The sequence below is a fragment of the Lewinellaceae bacterium genome (assembly GCA_020636105.1).
Lineage (GTDB): Bacteria > Bacteroidota > Bacteroidia > Chitinophagales > Saprospiraceae > BCD1.
Window position 1 is genome coordinate 1045709 of the sequence record JACJYL010000002.1, and the last position, 16280, is coordinate 1061988.

The window sequence follows — 16280 nt, forward strand, 5'->3', positions numbered from 1 at the left end:
TGACGGTTGGGATTGGGGTGAGTAATAAATTGCTTTAGATAACGGCTGCATCTAAGCTATTTGCGACTGCGTTGGGGTTGCGGGTTGGGTTTGCCGCAAATAGGCGCAGATGCTTTGTTGGGCATGGTATTTTCTAATTACTTTGTTCAAAATTAATTCCTCTTTTAATTAATAAAGTTCGTATAGCGTCATCATTAATACTCACGTCATACAATTCACTTTTATAATTATTGGCGGTATCTAAATTCAAGTCCATATCGTTAAAAATATCTGTAATTATCTCTTTATTTGGTGCAAATGAATTAAAATATATTTTTATAGTTCCTAATGCATTGTTCAAAAGGGATTGTTTATCAATGTTTAAGTTTGGAAATAAATCTACAATTTGATCGTAAAAGCCATCAATAATATTAAGTAATCTAACAAGTGGATGGGGATGCGAGTATTTTTTTGTATAAAAATCAATTTTTTGTACCTTCTGCTTGAAATTCCAAGCACCAAAATATGACAATGTCTTTGTTATACAAACACTTCCTAACCCTAAAAATAGTAAACATTTAAAGATATTATCATCTTTAATTTTGTACTCTCGCTTAACTTCAAAAATATATTTCAGAACTTCCCACATTGCAAACCAATCAGCGTCTAACTCCCAAGCGTGCCTTTTAATATCAAATTCAGATAAGTCCAAATTTTCACTTCTATAACTATCAACAATAATTTTTGAACTATTAAACTGTAATATATGCTGAAATTCGTGTCCAAAAGTGAATTGAGTTGAACAATCTAACATAAATTTATTAACTCTAAAATTATTGATTTCGTGTAAATCAGCATACCCATCAGTAATACTCACCTCATTTAGATTTACTAATGAAAGTAGTAATATTGATATAGATGAGAAGTACTTTTCGTCAAATGCTTCAAACATTTGAATAGCATATCCATTCGTAATTCCTATTATGTTATAGCCTCTTTTGTTTCTGGCAAAAGCATTGCAAGAGAAATCATTTTTTATATAAAAAAAACAATCCTTCAACTTGTACTGATTTAATTTACCTAAGTATAACCTTTCAAATTCATCCTCAAAATGTTTGTACTTGGTTAACAACTCATCATCTAAATCTTGATAATCAAAAGGGTCATCTATGATTTTATATTTTGCGAGTTTGTGTATGTGTTTTGAGTCCATAATCTTTTGCGTTGTTTTTTTGTTTGGTCTTCTCATTATCATGCCAAACGTGGGGCTTGCCGCCTGTGCCGCCCAGCGAGGGTAATATAATAAGCGTATCGGGTCGAGTGAGTAATCGGTTCTTGTGATCAGTTAATCCGGGGATCAATATCACCAGATTGCTCAAACATCACGGTTTCATCCAGGTATTCTATGACCGTCCTATTCTGCCGGAACTCAGACATAAATGATTTAGCGAGATCCTCAATTTCATTTTTTAACTGACTTACAGGCAAGGGGAACTTGGGATAATTAATAAAACTCAATTTTAAATGTGGTTCAACCTGACCACTTAAAACAATCTTACATTCAGAAACGGAAGCACTCAAATAGATGCCTTTATTTTTTATCAGATCTTCCTGATAATTTTGAACAAACCGGATTATTTGAGGCTGACTTATTTTAACCTGTTCGTAGCCGGACTCTAATCCAATGGTGATGGTTGCCGAAAAAGGGTTTATGGATTTTTTTATCATAGCCTTATATCAAATGGATTTTTAAATAATCGCCCAAAATAAATCCAGGAGTTGCTCACTTTTAATTAGTTTCCCTAAAACAATTTACCTTGATTTGAAGAATCATTTTTTAAAAGGCTCAAGTCTCCAAACGTTTCCCTTTTTATTTTGGGAATTAGATTTTTAAATATTATCCTTTGTTCTTTTTGAAATTGTTCAATATTTCCCCAGCGTATTATTCTACTTTTGTAGCCATGATTATCAAACCAAAACTCCTTCATAACTTCCTTTGAAAGTAAAAAATCAAGGCATTTATTACAAATCGGAAAACTTCCCCTTCCGTGCGTTACCCCTTTATTCAATTTGAACCAGGCATGCCAACTAAATTCATTACAAATTGCACAAAACCCACTATGCTTTATCCTTAGATCCACCTCCTCTCGATTAAGAGCAACATGCTTTTTTTTATGGCAATTTTTGCACAACCATTCAATTGCATTGTCGGCCAAAAGTTTTTCTAACGGCTTTTCATAATCATTTCCGGTGTATTGCCTGTGATGAATTACCCCTATTTTGGAATTCGCATCAGAACCACACTCTTGACATTTTTCATTAAATATTTTGGACATTACAGGAGTATTCTCCTTGTGCCATTCAGCCTTTTTCTTGTAATGCAGGTTACTCCTTTTTTCAATATCCTCATTTTCCATATTTGGGTTATTTAAAAAGTTTTGCGTTATTATTCAAGATAATCAATACCTAATCTGTCACTAAAAAAATCTTGTCCCCCCTTCAATGAAAAAATTTCAAATCCATCACTTATGTCCAAAAAGGTAAAAAGAGTCTATGACCTCCTATCATATGTTTTCTAATTTTCCGTTTTTCACCATAACATAACTCAACCAAGCAGGCCAGCCTGTTGCATATTTTCCATCGGGTGCTATTTTATCATTTAGGAAAACAAAATCTCCATATGTATAGCCACTTTCAAGTTTCGTTCTAATCTCAAGCTTACCTTTGTCCGTATCAAGCCATGTGGTATTGTAAAGATTTTTTATTCTATAAATTTCGTCTAATTGTTTTCCTGCAATGTTTGGCAATAAATATTTTTTTGTTAGAAAGTTATCAATTTTTTCTATTGAGTTAAGTTCTCCTTCATATTTGTTTTCGTTTACTAAAAAGGCATATTCATTTTTACTATCAACTTTAAGGGCTAGAATATTTTCATCAAGGAAACCATGTTTAAAAAGATAGCTTTCATCTTTTTTGTCAATTAAGAGCGAATTATTCCCTAAGTATTCCCACTTTGCCTTCTCTACCCTTCCATTTTGGGAGATAAGCAAATCACTATTTGCTCTAAAAATATAGACAATTTTGGAATTATCTATTTCATCAACCACAACCCAATGTTGATTAGTTAAAATTGTTAAGTCATCAAGTTTCTGAGAAAATCTTTGTAGGCTTGGAATTATATCTAAAATGTAAGTTCTCATATTTGTATTTCATTTATACCAGACGAATTTATAACCACTTTAAATAATCTATTCCCCATCTAAAAGGCTTGCATTTCAAAAAAATTTAAATGTTATGATATTTCGTAAGGAGATTAAATCAATATTTCTATAATAGGGGTACGAATTATCCACCTAAATGTTTTGAATTTTTCATAAAATTTGAAGCAAAGATTTGAATAGATACCAAGACTAATAAAAAAAGATATTTCCTAAAATACTCCAAATCCTTAGCCACTAGCGCCGAATCCAGTCCCGAAGCCCGCAAATAACTCCTCAAGGTTCTAATATCCGTCCATCCCAAGGAATACACTAATATTCCTGAATGAGTTTTAATTCTTCATCATAAAAACCTGATAACTCAAAGGCTCAAATAAAAAATACGGATCCAAAGTTGGATTCGGGATAATTTCAACCTTAGGCTCTTTGCCCAAACAATCCGCTACCAATAATATTTTAAAATTTTCTTTTATTTTTTTTGCAGCCCTCAGTTCGTTGCTGGTCATTATAAAGTTATTAAATCGCTTTCCCGCTGTCGATTTAACCTCTATGCAGATTTGTTCTCCTGCAAGGTTTTCATAGGAAATATCGTAGCCTGGAGTTTCTCCGATATTTGCATGCCAAACAAGCGTTTCAAGTTTGATATCATTAATGTTTGATCTAATAAATTTTAAGGCAATTTCTTCACCTCTGTCACCTACCTTTTTTGATTCTTGGGAGAACCGGGGACTACTTGATGAGCTATCCCTTACAAGTTGGTTATTCTTTTCATACCAATTCATCAATTCAACCTCCGATTCTTTTGGGATTATTTCTTCTAAAACCGGATATTCAGCAAGTGGTTTTTTAATTTCATCCCAAGATTTAGTTGTGAATTGATCGGCATCAAGTCCTGGATCACCAAGTTTCAAACCTATATTTTCAAATAAATCTTCATTAATTTCCCAATCAAGTATTTGCCATTGAAATTGTACTGGCTTTTCTGCATCTGGATTATGTGATTCATAAGCGAGTTTTCCGAGATAGGTATACTTATCATTTGAGTTTGTCCTAAGCAGTAAGAAAATGTTGTTTTTGTTATGGTCGTGATTTATGAATTGGCTGATCTGAGGATCTTTCAGTTTTTGACCTGGTTTGCTTTGCCAAGTTAAAATTCCATCTTCAGTAATACCTTCTTTAAAAGTATGCCCTGCCTCGGTAGTGCCAAAAGTTACAAAAAAAATAAAGTCCCCTTTTTTTTCAGGGATAGAAACTATCCCATGTAATCCCCATTTTCCAGCTCCTCTCACAAAGAGGGAATCAGGAGAATATAAATTGTGTATTTCTTCCCTGGTGTAACTTTTATATCTTTTTAATTCCATAGATAGTTATCTACAATTATTTGATAAAGAATCAATTTAAACAATTAATTCTAGTTTTGATTGATCTCATTTTTCGAGAGTGGCCACATCCAAATCAATAAAGAACTAAAGATTTGGGTTTTATATTGAACAATTATCTTTCTCCCAATCATAATTATCAAGGGAACTAGGAGGTAAATACTTTTCGTTATCATACCATATTGGTTCCCTTTCTATAATGTAGAATCTTTTCACTCCTTCCTCATATAATATGTTATACCCATATTGTGCAACTAATATAATTACTAACCCTCCGATAGAGTTTATTAAATTTTCAATAGAGGCTGAAGGTAAATGTTTCTCTCTATCATGTTTTATATGGTTATAGGAATTATACCATTCTAAACTTTTAGTAGGAGCTGATGGCTTCCATTTATCGAAGGGGCTGATCACTCCTAGATCAGGGAAATTTCTAAATCGAATCTTATATTGATCTAGTTTTAATATTGGATTTAATTTCACATAATCCTTTGTTGTATATGTTTGTACATTCGGACTATATGAATTAGAGGTCAAAATACCTTTCCATTGCGCTTCTAGTTCTGTACAACATAGTATTATCAAATTTCTTATTTCATTTCCGTAAACAGGCAAATTCTTTAAATCAAATTGAATCACACGTGATAATTTCAAAAGTGCATCTGTAATGAAAGAAACTTGGTTAATAGAATCAAAATAGACCTTATGATCAAAAGGTGGGGTAATATGTGGTTTGTCTTCAATGTAAGGAAGCAAAAATAAAATATGCTGTATTTCAAGAACTGGCCTGAAAATTCTATCAAAATATTTTCCAGGTGACAAACTAGACTTAACTATAGTGAATTCAATTTCATCCTTTGTGAATAGTAATTCATGTCTATGGATATTGACCAACTCTTCTATTTGGGTCGAATCAGGATCATTTACATCGAGGTCAATACTTGCTTTTCCAGTTTGATTGTATGGCTTAGAAATTCTACTTTTCTCGACATTTATTACATTCCTTATTTCAGAATTACTGGCAATAATTATATAGCTTTCCATTTACCATGTTTTTATTGTTCCGATTAAGAAACTGAACATAAAAAAAATTACATAAAAAACTCCAAATCCTTAGCCACCAAAGCCGAATCCAACCCCGAAGCCCGCAAATAAGTCCTCAAAGTCCTAATATCGGTCCATCCACCGAGATCTGCAATTATTTTAACCGAAGCATTTTGCGGGGCTAAATTTGTGGCAGCGCTGCGCCTGGTGTCTGAAGCATGTCGCTCTATAATAGCTTTGACCGGAATATGCCTGTAAGGCTTATTGCCTGAACGTTTGGAATTTTTTCACCTTGGATCTTCGGAATAATAATGGATATATTGATATGTGATGCGAAGTTGGGTATTTTTGGGGGGGGGATATGATGAGAGTAATGGGGCGAAGCTTCAAGCTTCATTCATCGGCCTTTTTTGAGGGTTTACTTCGGCCATCGGGAGGTAATATACCAAAGAAGCATTGCTAGTAAATAGAAGGCACCAACAATAAAATTTTCAGCAATCAAATTTGAACTATTCATTTAATTTTTAATTATGGAATAACAAATAATGTACATATTTAGGCTTTAATCTTAGTCCCTTTTCCAGTCTTCTATTGACATAATTACAAAAAAATATTCGTAATTTTGTCTTAATCCTTAGCTGTTTCAGAAAGGTTGCTTTGATCAATGGCTCAAGATTGCATCATCCAGTATATAACAACCATTAATATGTAAGCCAAAAAAAATCTGCCATTTTTACTTATTACACCATCTTCATCATCAAAATAATTTTTCTCTGGAAATTCTTTTTGCCATTGGTATTTAACTAAATAAGTAAAAATAAAAATAGTAGAAACATTAACAATTAAACCAATTACTCTTTTACCCCAAATTGTAATATTTGTGAATTCTGCAAGAGGACTTTTTATTAACCAGTCAATATTGAAAATAAATATCCATGCAAAAAATAATGCAATTGTAAAAGAATAAATCATTGCGGGGCCTTCCCCATAAGAATCCACAATTACGAATAATTTTGCCAAAAAATTGCCTACAAATACAACCATTAATGTTAACAAAATAAATGAAAAACCTATATTTGAAAAACTAATATTTTGATGTGCTAATTCGAGTCCACTAGGAGTCATTTCGCTCCAAAAAGTGATTGCGAAATTAATTATTGTTAGTAGACTTGCAATTAAATTTATTGGAGACTTAAATTCTGTTTTTATTGATTCATTGAGGTAATTCATAAAGTATCATATTCACATGTTTTTAAAGAATCACGAATTAGAAAAAAGACTACAAATCCATCTACGAAAACCACTATCTTTCAAGCTCCAAAATAACCATGTTTTATTTGCATTCGTCAACTTTATCTAGGATAATAAATTAATAATCCATTATAATATCCGTAGCCTACATTCCCATTAACTAATATTGGAAAAACTCAAACATAAGACCATCCCAAGAAGTTTTTTCACTCTTTTTCTAAACCTAGAAAGGTTGGTTTACATTATTCGATTATTTTGAAAGTTTTTGGTAATAACAGCCTTTTTGTATAAACTTGATTTATTACATTTCCCATAACTATCTACCCAACCATGTCATTACATCATCAATACTTCCATTATAATCATCATAGCTACCAAGTTGACCGTCTGTTAAAGCATTAAAGGTATCTCTATCATAATCATGATTATCGTAATTCTCTCTCGAGTCTTCATCGATATATTCAAAGTCATCATTATCGTCACCTATTTCCCATTCATCAGTTATAAGTTTTACATTACTTAAGGATCTTTTGCATATTTCAATATTTCTTTTTGCTGCCCAATTTTCAGGATTTTCCCTTAAATACTTTTGAAAATGATAAATAGCAGCATCAAAGTATTCTAATCTTGCATTAAAGATTCCTAAACGAAATAAATATCTTTCATTAGAAGGATGATATTTTGTAGCTAATTTTGCATACTTCAGAGCTTCATAATACCTTCCCTGATTATCTAAATACCGTAAAAGAGGATCGTAAGCCCAATGGTTTGGATCAATTTCTACACAGCGCTTAAAGTCATTAATCGCATTGTTTATTTTCTTTAATTCTAAAAACCTAATTGCCCTGTTGTTAAATGCACATGCAAAGTCAGGTTGAAGCTCAATTGCTTTTTCAAAAAAGAGAATAGATTTTTGTAAATCCTTTTCATCCTTTTTATCAAAGGAATTTGCCAATACAAAGTAATTTCTTGCTGAAGGATTAAGTAAAACTGCATTTTTTGCATCTTCAGAAAAGGCCGAATTAATTTCAGGTTTTATTAATGCTCTTATCGAATATGCTAAGTCAATTGAATCATCTAATTCTATAGAATTTGTTAAATATTTATATGCAGCTTTTTCATTATTATTCCGAAGGTAAACAAATCCTTTCACAAGGCTTAAGTGGAAGTTAGATGAGTCATCTTCAATATTTTCAATGGTATTCAAAAGATTTTTATAAATTAATTGTTTTTGACTATTAAGGAAACAATTACATGTCATTGTTGAATACAATTCAACCAAAGCATTATAAATATTTACAACTCTACCTTCTTCAAAAATTTTAATTTCTTCAATAAACCTGGACTCGCTTTTATTATACATTTTTCTATTCAAATATATTATTAAAAATACTAAAGACTTCCCATGCGGCGGGAACCAGTAGATGTAATATTTCGAAAATTTATTCTTTTTTAATTCATGATTTTTTTTGTATTCAAATATTCTCTAATTAGGGTTTCACATATTTCAAGTGAAAGCAACTTACAAGCTTCAAAAAAGAATACCCCTCACCTAAAAAACTCCAAATCTTTAGCCACCAAGGCCGAATCCAACCCTGAAGCCATTAAATAAATCCTCAAAGACCTAATATCAGTCCATCCACCCAAATCTGCTATAATTTTCACAGAAACATTCTGTAAAACCAGGTTGGTGGCCGAACTGCCCCGAGCAGTGTGAGTAGTGTGAGTAGTGACAAATTTACATTTTGCCCTTTTTAATCCCCTTGAATCTCTTCTTTATCTATACGGACCAAAGCACTCAAAAGTTTCAAATCTCTGTTAATTTACTGGCTGCTGCTATTGTTGAAATCGAAATTCCTTTTTCGAAGGATTTCCCAAGTTTCGATCTTAACTGTAAGTATACATTCCTGACCAGTTTTCTGTTGTTTCTACTTCAGGTAATGCCTTCCAGATTGTTCGAAAAAAATTTCCTGTTTCTCCCTACTAGAATATTGCTCCTTGAGCATCTTGATAATTTGACTTTCTGTGAATTTACTTTTTTTCATAACAGCTCAGTTTAGGATTTTTTTCTCTATTTTTGAACTGACCTTTTTTCGGGGAAGCTTACACATATTGAATTAAAATACGAATGGACTTATATAATTGTTTGAAATTACCTTTAGAATCCTAAAAAATAAGTAAAATAAATAATTAGTCTAAATAATTTCAAAAAACAATTACTTAAAAAACTCCAAATCCTTAGCCACCAAAGCCGAATCCAACCCAGAAGCCCTCAAATAAATCCTCAAAGTCCTAATATCGGTCCATCCACCGAGATCTGCAATTATTTTAACCGAAACATTCTGCAAAGCCAAATTTGTGGCAGCGCTGCGCCTGGCGGTGTGGGTGGTGACAAACTTCCATTTAGGCAATCTTTCTTCTCCCTGGGTTACTTCCGTATCTATCCGGGCCAGGGCGCAAATGGTTTTTATATCCCGGTTACTTTGTGGGTTGCTTCCATAGTTCAAATTAAAACCTCTTTTATTAAGAATCTCCCAGGCCTTATCCTTGACCGGAATAATACATTCTCTTTCTGTTTTTTCCTGCTTGTATTTGAGATAATGTTTTCCTTCTTGCTCAAAGAAAAAGTCTTTCTGGATTGTTCTGGAATCTTCATACCGCATCAAAAAATAATAACTGACCAAAAAGCGATCCCGCTCTCTATCCAATGCCTTGTCAAAGGAAAGATTCAATTCTTCAATGGCTTTTATTTCATCTTCTGTCAGGTAGATTTTGGTGGAAGGTTTGGCGTTGTATCTTTTAAACAGCCTGGTTTTGTAGATATCGTTATGATGCAACCCCAACTCCTGGGCATTACGCATCACCGTTTTTATGACCTTGATATGTTTTCCAAACCCTACCAGGCCGCAATTGCATTCATCACTCAAAAACTTTTGAAAGTCCTTATAAAAGTCCATATCGATATCCTCAAAGGAAATGTCCTTTAACTTTCGATCATCCCGGTATTGGGTTATCCGGGTAATCAGGGAAGTATAATTTCTTGCGGTGCTTTGTTTAAGATCCGTGAAGCCGTTTTTAATTTCATTCCGGTGTTCCACCAGGAAGTCAATAAAACTTTCCTTCTTTTCCTTTCCTAAAGTCCTCAGGTTTTCACCGGGTTTAATGATATGATCCAATATTCGCTTCTTCTCCTCCCCTATTGCCGCATTGATCCGGAGGTGATTCGGGTGGGTTCTTTTGACCAATCCTTTGTTTTTATCAAATTGGGAAGGCAAAACGTGGAATTTTGTCTTGAAGTATTTTTTATCTCCTTTATAGCCGGCATAGATTTTTATATTGCAGGTGCCGTCTTTGCGGGGTTTGTAGGTCCAGATCATTACCTGAGCTCTCATAGGGTAAATTTAAAAAGTTAGAAATCTGTGAAAAAGTTAGAAGAAAGTTAGGAAAAAAACCGCAATTAACCGCAAAAAGAGGCAATAAAACCCAAATAGAAGGTAAAAAAATAAGGCGTGTAAGTCGTTGATAACCAATAAAAAAGCCCTTATGCATTGATACATAAGGGCTTACGCTAAAAACGTTCGGTGGTTCCACAAGGGCTCGAACCTTGGACCCTCTGATTATGAGTCAGATGCTCTAACCAGCTGAGCTATGGAACCTGCTTTTTTTGAGTCTCATTCGACTCATTTATTTAAGCGGATGCAAATTTACAGATAAAACCAACTTTGTGCAAGTTTAGTTCGAAAAAGTTTTGGGTTACTTGTTACTCGTGCTGGTTGCTCGTTATTCATTTTTTTTAACCAGCAACAAGTGGAATTAAATGACATCCCGATACGTAGTGTCGGGGCAACCAGCAACCAGTGGAATTAAATGACATCCCGATACGTAGTGTCGGGGCAACCAGCAACCAGTGGAATGAAATGACATCCCGATACGTAGTGTCGGGGCAACAAGCAACCAGTGGAATGAAATGACATCCCGATACGTAGTGTCGGGGCAACAAGCAACCAGCAACTAGTTCTTCCCCATATGCACATCCATCTGCGGGAACGGGATGGAGACACCTCCTTTGTCAAACGCTTTTTTCACATGCTCATTCATGTAGAAAAATGTATCCCAGTAGTGCTCACTTTTGCAGAATGGACGGGTGTTGAGATTGACAGAACTGGCACCCAGCTCCCCTACAACTACCCCCTGGGCGGGATCGCTCAATATCCAGGGACACTCCTCCCCAACCTTGAGAATAATGGCGCGGGCCTTATCTATATCATCTTTATAGCCTATTCCAAAAGTGAGTTCCACCCCAATGATCCCCTGACCGGATATGTTGGTCATGACATTACTCGTGACGACAGCGTTGGGAATGATGATATGTTTGTTGTCTAATGTTACCAGCACAGTGTTGAAAATTTGAATTTCCTTCACGGTACCTACATTGCCTCCGGCCAGATTAACGAGATCGCCAACTTTATAAGGCTTGAAAATTAAGATAAGTATACCGCTGGCGAAATGCCCGAGGCTTCCCTGGAGGGCCATTCCGACGGCAAAGGCTAACGCCCCAAAGATGGCCACAAAAGAGGTGGTCTCAATGCCAAACATCGAGGCGACACTCAGCAATACAAGGACTTTTAGTCCTACCGAAACCAGCGATTTTAAAAACGGATGGACAGTGGCATCCACCCCCCTTTTTTCCATGGTCCTGCCCAGGAAGGTCGTCAACCTACCGATGATCCAAAAACCAATGACAAAGGTTAAAATCGCCCCCGCAACTTTTGGGGCATAAACAGTGAGTAACTCTGAAAATTTTTCCAAATCAAAATTCATAAGGCTGATTAGTTTTAATAAGTGAGTTAATATTAAATGGTTGAAAAAAATTAGCCGATTTAAGAAGTCTTACAGGAAGACTGAGTGTTTTGCCGAAGAATAACTATTTTTGTTGACGAAAACTTTGGCAGAAAGGTACAAACAAAACATAAATCTTGCATAAAAAGAAACGATATATCTCTAAAGAGGATGCCCTGAAAAAATTGGAAAATTACTGCGCCTACCAGGACCGCTGCCATTCGGAAGTTCGTACCAAACTACTGGACCTGGGCATCTATGGCGACGACCTGGAAGAGATCATCGTTGCCCTCATCAGTGAAAATTTCCTGAACGAAGAACGTTTTGCAAAATCATTTGCCCGCGGCAAATTCCGCATCAAACACTGGGGACGCATCCGCATCCAACAGGAGTTGAAATTCCGCAAAATTTCGGCCTATTGTATAAAAAAGGCCATGGAAGAAATCCCCGATGAGGATTACCTGGACATCCTGACACAGGTGATCATCAAAAAGAAAAATAGCCTCCCGGAAACAGATCCCTACAAATTAAAGGTAAAACTCATCCAATACGCCCTAAGCAGGGGCTTCGAAATGCCATCCATCCAAAAAGTAATCGACCAACAGAATTTATCCACCCTATAATCCCCCCCCTCCTGAAATCGACCGAAGAGAGATCCTCGTTCACGCAGTGCCGGAACCTTTGAACTCCTTGAACAATTTGAACCATTTGAACCATTTGAACTCCTTGAACAATTTGAACTCCTGAAACAACCTGAAACAACCTGAAACCCATTACCCCCTCCTCACACACCCTCTAATCTCCCCCACATTCACACATCCCGACAACCGCATCGTCAACTCAAACTCGGCCAGCATATTTTTGATCACTTCTTCCACCCCGCGCGCACCCGCCAGCGCCAACCCATACACATAGGGTCGTCCAATACAAACCGCCGAAGCCCCCAGCGCCATAGCGATAAACATATCCGCCCCGCTACGGATGCCGCTGTCCATAATCACCGGCACCTTTCCATCAACCACCTTCACGATATCCGGCAAGGCCTCAATGGCAGCAATATTGTGATCGATCTGCCGGCCGCCGTGGTTGCTGACAATGATCCCGTCAACCCCATGATCAAGGGCCTTTTGAGCATCCTGGGGATGTAAAATACCCTTGATCAGTATCGGCAGTTGGGTAGCTTGCCGCAGTTTGGTTAGATCTTCCCAGTTCAGGGCCGGATTAGTGAAAATATCCACAAATTTTCGCACAGCTTTCAGCGGAAGACCAGTGAAAAGGTTTCTGAAAAAATTACCCTCATACCGCCAGTTGAGCGCTATTAAGGTGGCAATGGCTCCAAGACTGGGAGTCGGCTTATCAATGGGAGCCGACAAAGGCTCATCGATAAGGCTCCGGAAAACAGGATCACTCGTATATTGCGCAATGCCCTTGCCCCGCAGGTAAGGCAGGTGCCCCAGGTCGAGATCGCGCACGCGCCACCCGGCCATTTTGGTATCCACCGTCAAAACGATGGCTTCGCAACCCGTGGCCTCAGCTCTTTGCACAAAACTCTCCATCAGGGCATCGGATTTCCCCCAATACAACTGGAACCAACGGGGAGTATCGCCCATTTCAGCCACAATCCGCTCCATCGGAAAAGAAGCCTGACTAGTGATGATCAGCGGAGTACTGGTTTGGGCCGCAGCCTTCGCCACCGCCACATCTCCCTTCTTATGAGCCAGTTCGAGCACACCCACAGGAGCCAGCATCAAAGGCGAAGCCAGTTTCCGGCCGAATAATTCTATGGACAGATCAACGGTAGACACATCCTGGAGCACCCTGGGTACGATTTTCCAGTGGCGGAAAGCCTCCGTATTATTGGCCACCCCCTGCTCCCGCCCGGCCCCTCCGGCTATGCTGGCATAATTTTCTTCAGACAATACCTTTTGAGCCTCAGCTTCCAATTGGCTAAAGGCTACGGGCACGAGAGGTTTTCGGTTGCCCATGCCACGCATGAATATTTCTTTCTGTCGGTCGAGGGCGGAGAATTTATAGGGTTTTTCCATGGACGTTTATTGTAAATCTAAGAGAAGATAATTTCAATCATTAAGCATCATGCCTTCCACTACGTGTTGGCACCGGGCTATCCGCTCTGCTCCTATCCCTTGCTGTCCTCGTCCCTGCGGCGCCCTACGCTTTACGCTCCGGCCACCGTCCACCCTGCACCGCCACCGTATCCGCATCAAAAAAAGTCAAATCATATCCCAGTTCCGTCAAATATTGCTTACACGAACGGTAATCAGCATCCGACAAATGAGTATGTTCGAAAGCCACGACCCTCGGTTTGAATAAATTGAAATCAAACAACTTGATGACCTCATAATCAAACCCTTCGGTATCAATGTGGAGTAAATCTACCTTTTTAACGGCAAATTCTTTGAGCAAGGTGGGAAAATTGATGCATTCTACCTCATCATAGGTAATATAATCTTCCTTGTTTTCAGGCGGGATGATCCCGTATTTTTTGCACTGCCGGTCCACATGCCCGTCAGCAATGCGATCTTCCACATGCTGCCGGAGAAAAGAGCTGATGCCGCTGGCCCAACGCTGATCGGTGAAGGCTATTTTGTAGAGTTTTTTAGGTTCGTTGTTATCCGAAATGGCTTTGTTGACGAGATGGACATTGCCTTTTGGATAGGCGTAAGAGAGCTTTGAGAAAGCTGTTTTCTGAGGTTCCATCATAATCCCTTTCCAGCGGTCCCTTTTGATAAATTTGTACAACGGATCGTGCTGAATGCCATCGTTGCTGCCGACCTGGATGAAAAATATACCCTCGTTTTGGCGGGAAAATCTGTCAAGGAATTCGACAAAGGAACCTGGTTGGGGTTTCCATAACTTTAAGTAATACCAACGTACAATAGCCGGATTGGCAGCCAGTAATTTCACCCTCAGCCCGGTCACAAAGGATTTTACGAGTCGTTTTGCATTCATGGGGCAAAAATAGGGATAAGAATTGATAATTGTTTCACAGCGAGGTGACATCTTAGCGCGAAAGCAAATGTAGGGAAGCAAAAAGGTGTCATCTCGAACACATGCGAGGTGACATCTTAGCGCGAAAGCAAAAGTAGGGAAGCAAAAAGGTGTCATCTCGTGTTGCATGTCCTAACGGTACCGATAGCAAAAAGGTGTCTTCTCGCGTTGCAGTAGGGCGCAAAGTTCGTTGCGTACCTTGCGTAAAACTTTGCGCCCCTTGCGTTTAAATCCTTAGAGCGTCCCCCTCAATTCCTGTTCGCGTTCAATAGACTCAAAAAGAGCCTTGAAGTTTCCTTTTCCAAAAGATTTTGCGCCCGCCCGCTGAATGATCTCATAAAAAACCGTCGGGCGATCCTGAACAGGTTTGGTAAATATCTGAAGGAGGTAACCTTCGTCATCGCGATCGACGAGAATGTTGAGCCTTTTGAGTTCGTCCACTTCTTCCTTGATCTCTCCCACCCTTTCCTTGAGGTCATCGTAGTAAGTCTCAGGCACGTACAGGAATTCAACACCGTTCTTACGAAGCTGGTCCACGGTATAAAGAATGTCATCGGTAGCCAGAGCCACATGCTGTACTCCGGCCGTTTTGTAGAAATCGAGGTATTCCTCGATCTGGGATTTCTTCCGGCCATCGGCAGGTTCGTTGATCGGAAATTTTACATACCCGTTGCCATTGGAAACCACTTTGCTCATCAGGGCAGTGTATTCGGTAGAGATATCTTTATCGTCAAAAGAAAGCAACAAATTGAATCCCATTACTTTTTTGTAAAACTCGACCCATTCGTTCATTTTACCCAGTTCCACATTGCCTACACAATGGTCGATGTATTTCAATCCAATCGGCTTGATCTCCATCAGGCTTTCTTTGGCCACAAAACCCGGCATAAAGGCACCGGTATAGTTTTTACGCTCTACGAAAGTATGGATAGTCTCTCCATAAATATGAATGGAAGCCGTACGCACTTCGCCAAATTCATCCTTCAATACCTTCAACGGTATCGCAGCCTTGGCGCCCCGTTCTACTGCCGTATTGAAAGCCATTTCTGCATCTTCTACTTCAAGGGCAAGTACCTTCACACCGTCACCATGGAGTTTCACATGCTCGGCGATATAGTGATCCGGGGTCAGGGCGGAGGAAAGCATAAAACGAACTTTCCCCTGCTGCAAAACGTAGGATACCTTTTCCTTATTTCCCGTTTCCAGCCCACTATAGGCTACCAGATTAAACCCAAAAGCCGTCTGGTAATAATGAGCCGCCTGCTTGGCATTGGATACATAAAATTCAACATGATCAGTACCGATCAGGGCCATAGGGTCCTTTTTTGTCTCCGGCCTGTTTAATGTTTCTGTCTGCATGGTTTTATTTTTTAGTATTAAAACGATGAATTTTAAAAACACAACATTGAAGATTTGCTTAGGAACAGTTCAAAAAAAAATTGACAATTTTAATCATGTAAATCACTGAAAATCAACACTTTTACATTTTTAATTTATCATTCTAAATTTTACATTTCCCTTAGGTATTGGTTTTTAATTTTTTGTGTTTTCAAAATTCACC

Annotated in this window: 15 protein-coding genes, 1 tRNA gene and 1 pseudogene; 1 reads left to right on the plus strand and 16 read right to left on the minus strand. The window is 37.7% G+C overall.

What is annotated here, in order from left to right; genetic code table 11:
- Positions 1–133: 133 nt before the first annotated feature.
- The 13 genes and pseudogenes from H6571_21260 to H6571_21320 form a co-directional block, all read right to left on the minus strand.
- Positions 134–1192: a hypothetical protein gene (locus H6571_21260; GenBank protein ID MCB9326284.1), complete on the minus strand. Its 1059-nt coding sequence runs from the start codon at positions 1190–1192 to the stop codon at positions 134–136.
- Positions 1193–1320: 128 nt separating this feature from the next.
- A complete protein-coding gene (locus tag H6571_21265) occupies positions 1321–1707 on the minus strand; it encodes a hypothetical protein (protein ID MCB9326285.1) in 387 nt (128 codons plus the stop codon).
- A 74-nt stretch (positions 1708–1781) separates the two neighbouring features.
- On the minus strand, positions 1782–2396 hold the full coding sequence (locus tag H6571_21270) for an HNH endonuclease (protein MCB9326286.1): 615 nt from the start codon (positions 2394–2396) through the stop codon (positions 1782–1784).
- A gap of 147 nt (positions 2397–2543) precedes the next feature.
- Positions 2544–3179: a hypothetical protein gene (locus tag H6571_21275; GenBank protein MCB9326287.1), complete on the minus strand. Its 636-nt coding sequence runs from the start codon at positions 3177–3179 to the stop codon at positions 2544–2546.
- Between the two features lie 350 nt (positions 3180–3529).
- Positions 3530–4558 (minus strand): DUF3427 domain-containing protein, encoded by a 1029-nt coding sequence (locus H6571_21280; GenBank protein ID MCB9326288.1) that lies wholly within the window; start codon positions 4556–4558, stop codon positions 3530–3532.
- Between the two features lie 120 nt (positions 4559–4678).
- Positions 4679–5620: a hypothetical protein gene (locus H6571_21285; protein ID MCB9326289.1), complete on the minus strand. Its 942-nt coding sequence runs from the start codon at positions 5618–5620 to the stop codon at positions 4679–4681.
- Between the two features lie 47 nt (positions 5621–5667).
- The gene (locus H6571_21290; protein MCB9326290.1) at positions 5668–5868 is read right to left on the minus strand and encodes a hypothetical protein; all 201 of its coding nucleotides are present in this window, start codon (positions 5866–5868) and stop codon (positions 5668–5670) included.
- Between the two features lie 421 nt (positions 5869–6289).
- Positions 6290–6850, minus strand: a complete 561-nt coding sequence (locus tag H6571_21295; protein MCB9326291.1) for a hypothetical protein — start codon at positions 6848–6850, stop codon at positions 6290–6292.
- Between the two features lie 337 nt (positions 6851–7187).
- Complete coding sequence (locus H6571_21300) at positions 7188–8234, minus strand: hypothetical protein (protein MCB9326292.1); 1047 nt, start codon at positions 8232–8234, stop codon at positions 7188–7190.
- A 185-nt stretch (positions 8235–8419) separates the two neighbouring features.
- Positions 8420–8617, minus strand: a pseudogene (locus H6571_21305) (site-specific integrase).
- Positions 8618–9087: 470 nt separating this feature from the next.
- Positions 9088–10263, minus strand: a complete 1176-nt coding sequence (locus H6571_21310) for a phage integrase SAM-like domain-containing protein (protein MCB9326293.1) — start codon at positions 10261–10263, stop codon at positions 9088–9090.
- A gap of 190 nt (positions 10264–10453) precedes the next feature.
- Positions 10454–10527, minus strand: a tRNA-Ile gene (locus H6571_21315).
- Between the two features lie 355 nt (positions 10528–10882).
- On the minus strand, positions 10883–11692 hold the full coding sequence (locus H6571_21320) for a mechanosensitive ion channel (GenBank protein MCB9326294.1): 810 nt from the start codon (positions 11690–11692) through the stop codon (positions 10883–10885).
- 155 nt (positions 11693–11847) lie between these two features.
- Here H6571_21320 and H6571_21325 point away from each other — a divergent pair, with 155 nt between their 5' ends.
- Complete coding sequence (locus H6571_21325; protein ID MCB9326295.1) at positions 11848–12333, plus strand: RecX family transcriptional regulator; 486 nt, start codon at positions 11848–11850, stop codon at positions 12331–12333.
- Positions 12334–12483: 150 nt separating this feature from the next.
- Here the strand turns inward: H6571_21325 and H6571_21330 are convergent, their stop codons facing one another.
- From H6571_21330 to hppD, 3 genes are all read right to left on the minus strand, one after another.
- The gene (locus H6571_21330) at positions 12484–13755 is read right to left on the minus strand and encodes an alpha-hydroxy-acid oxidizing protein (protein ID MCB9326296.1); all 1272 of its coding nucleotides are present in this window, start codon (positions 13753–13755) and stop codon (positions 12484–12486) included.
- Between the two features lie 124 nt (positions 13756–13879).
- A complete protein-coding gene (locus H6571_21335) occupies positions 13880–14680 on the minus strand; it encodes an FkbM family methyltransferase (GenBank protein MCB9326297.1) in 801 nt (266 codons plus the stop codon).
- Positions 14681–14953: 273 nt separating this feature from the next.
- Positions 14954–16078: a 4-hydroxyphenylpyruvate dioxygenase gene (gene hppD, locus H6571_21340; protein ID MCB9326298.1), complete on the minus strand. Its 1125-nt coding sequence runs from the start codon at positions 16076–16078 to the stop codon at positions 14954–14956.
- Positions 16079–16280: the final 202 nt, after the last annotated feature.

Excerpts from the sequence above, each read along its gene's own strand:
- H6571_21275 (MCB9326287.1), bottom strand. The coding sequence starts at position 3,179 with ATGAGAACTTACATTTTAGATATAATTCCAAGCCTACAAAGATTTTCT.
- H6571_21280 (MCB9326288.1), bottom strand. The coding sequence starts at position 4,558 with ATGGAATTAAAAAGATATAAAAGTTACACCAGGGAAGAAATACACAAT.
- H6571_21270 (MCB9326286.1), bottom strand. The coding sequence starts at position 2,396 with ATGGAAAATGAGGATATTGAAAAAAGGAGTAACCTGCATTACAAGAAA.
- H6571_21265 (MCB9326285.1), bottom strand. The coding sequence starts at position 1,707 with ATGATAAAAAAATCCATAAACCCTTTTTCGGCAACCATCACCATTGGA.
- H6571_21295 (MCB9326291.1), bottom strand. The coding sequence starts at position 6,850 with ATGAATTACCTCAATGAATCAATAAAAACAGAATTTAAGTCTCCAATA.
- H6571_21300 (MCB9326292.1), bottom strand. The coding sequence starts at position 8,234 with ATGTATAATAAAAGCGAGTCCAGGTTTATTGAAGAAATTAAAATTTTT.
- hppD (MCB9326298.1), bottom strand. The coding sequence starts at position 16,078 with ATGCAGACAGAAACATTAAACAGGCCGGAGACAAAAAAGGACCCTATG.
- H6571_21330 (MCB9326296.1), bottom strand. The coding sequence starts at position 13,755 with ATGGAAAAACCCTATAAATTCTCCGCCCTCGACCGACAGAAAGAAATA.
- H6571_21285 (MCB9326289.1), bottom strand. The coding sequence starts at position 5,620 with ATGGAAAGCTATATAATTATTGCCAGTAATTCTGAAATAAGGAATGTA.
- H6571_21260 (MCB9326284.1), bottom strand. The coding sequence starts at position 1,192 with ATGGACTCAAAACACATACACAAACTCGCAAAATATAAAATCATAGAT.
- H6571_21320 (MCB9326294.1), bottom strand. The coding sequence starts at position 11,692 with ATGAATTTTGATTTGGAAAAATTTTCAGAGTTACTCACTGTTTATGCC.
- H6571_21310 (MCB9326293.1), bottom strand. The coding sequence starts at position 10,263 with ATGAGAGCTCAGGTAATGATCTGGACCTACAAACCCCGCAAAGACGGC.
- H6571_21335 (MCB9326297.1), bottom strand. The coding sequence starts at position 14,680 with ATGAATGCAAAACGACTCGTAAAATCCTTTGTGACCGGGCTGAGGGTG.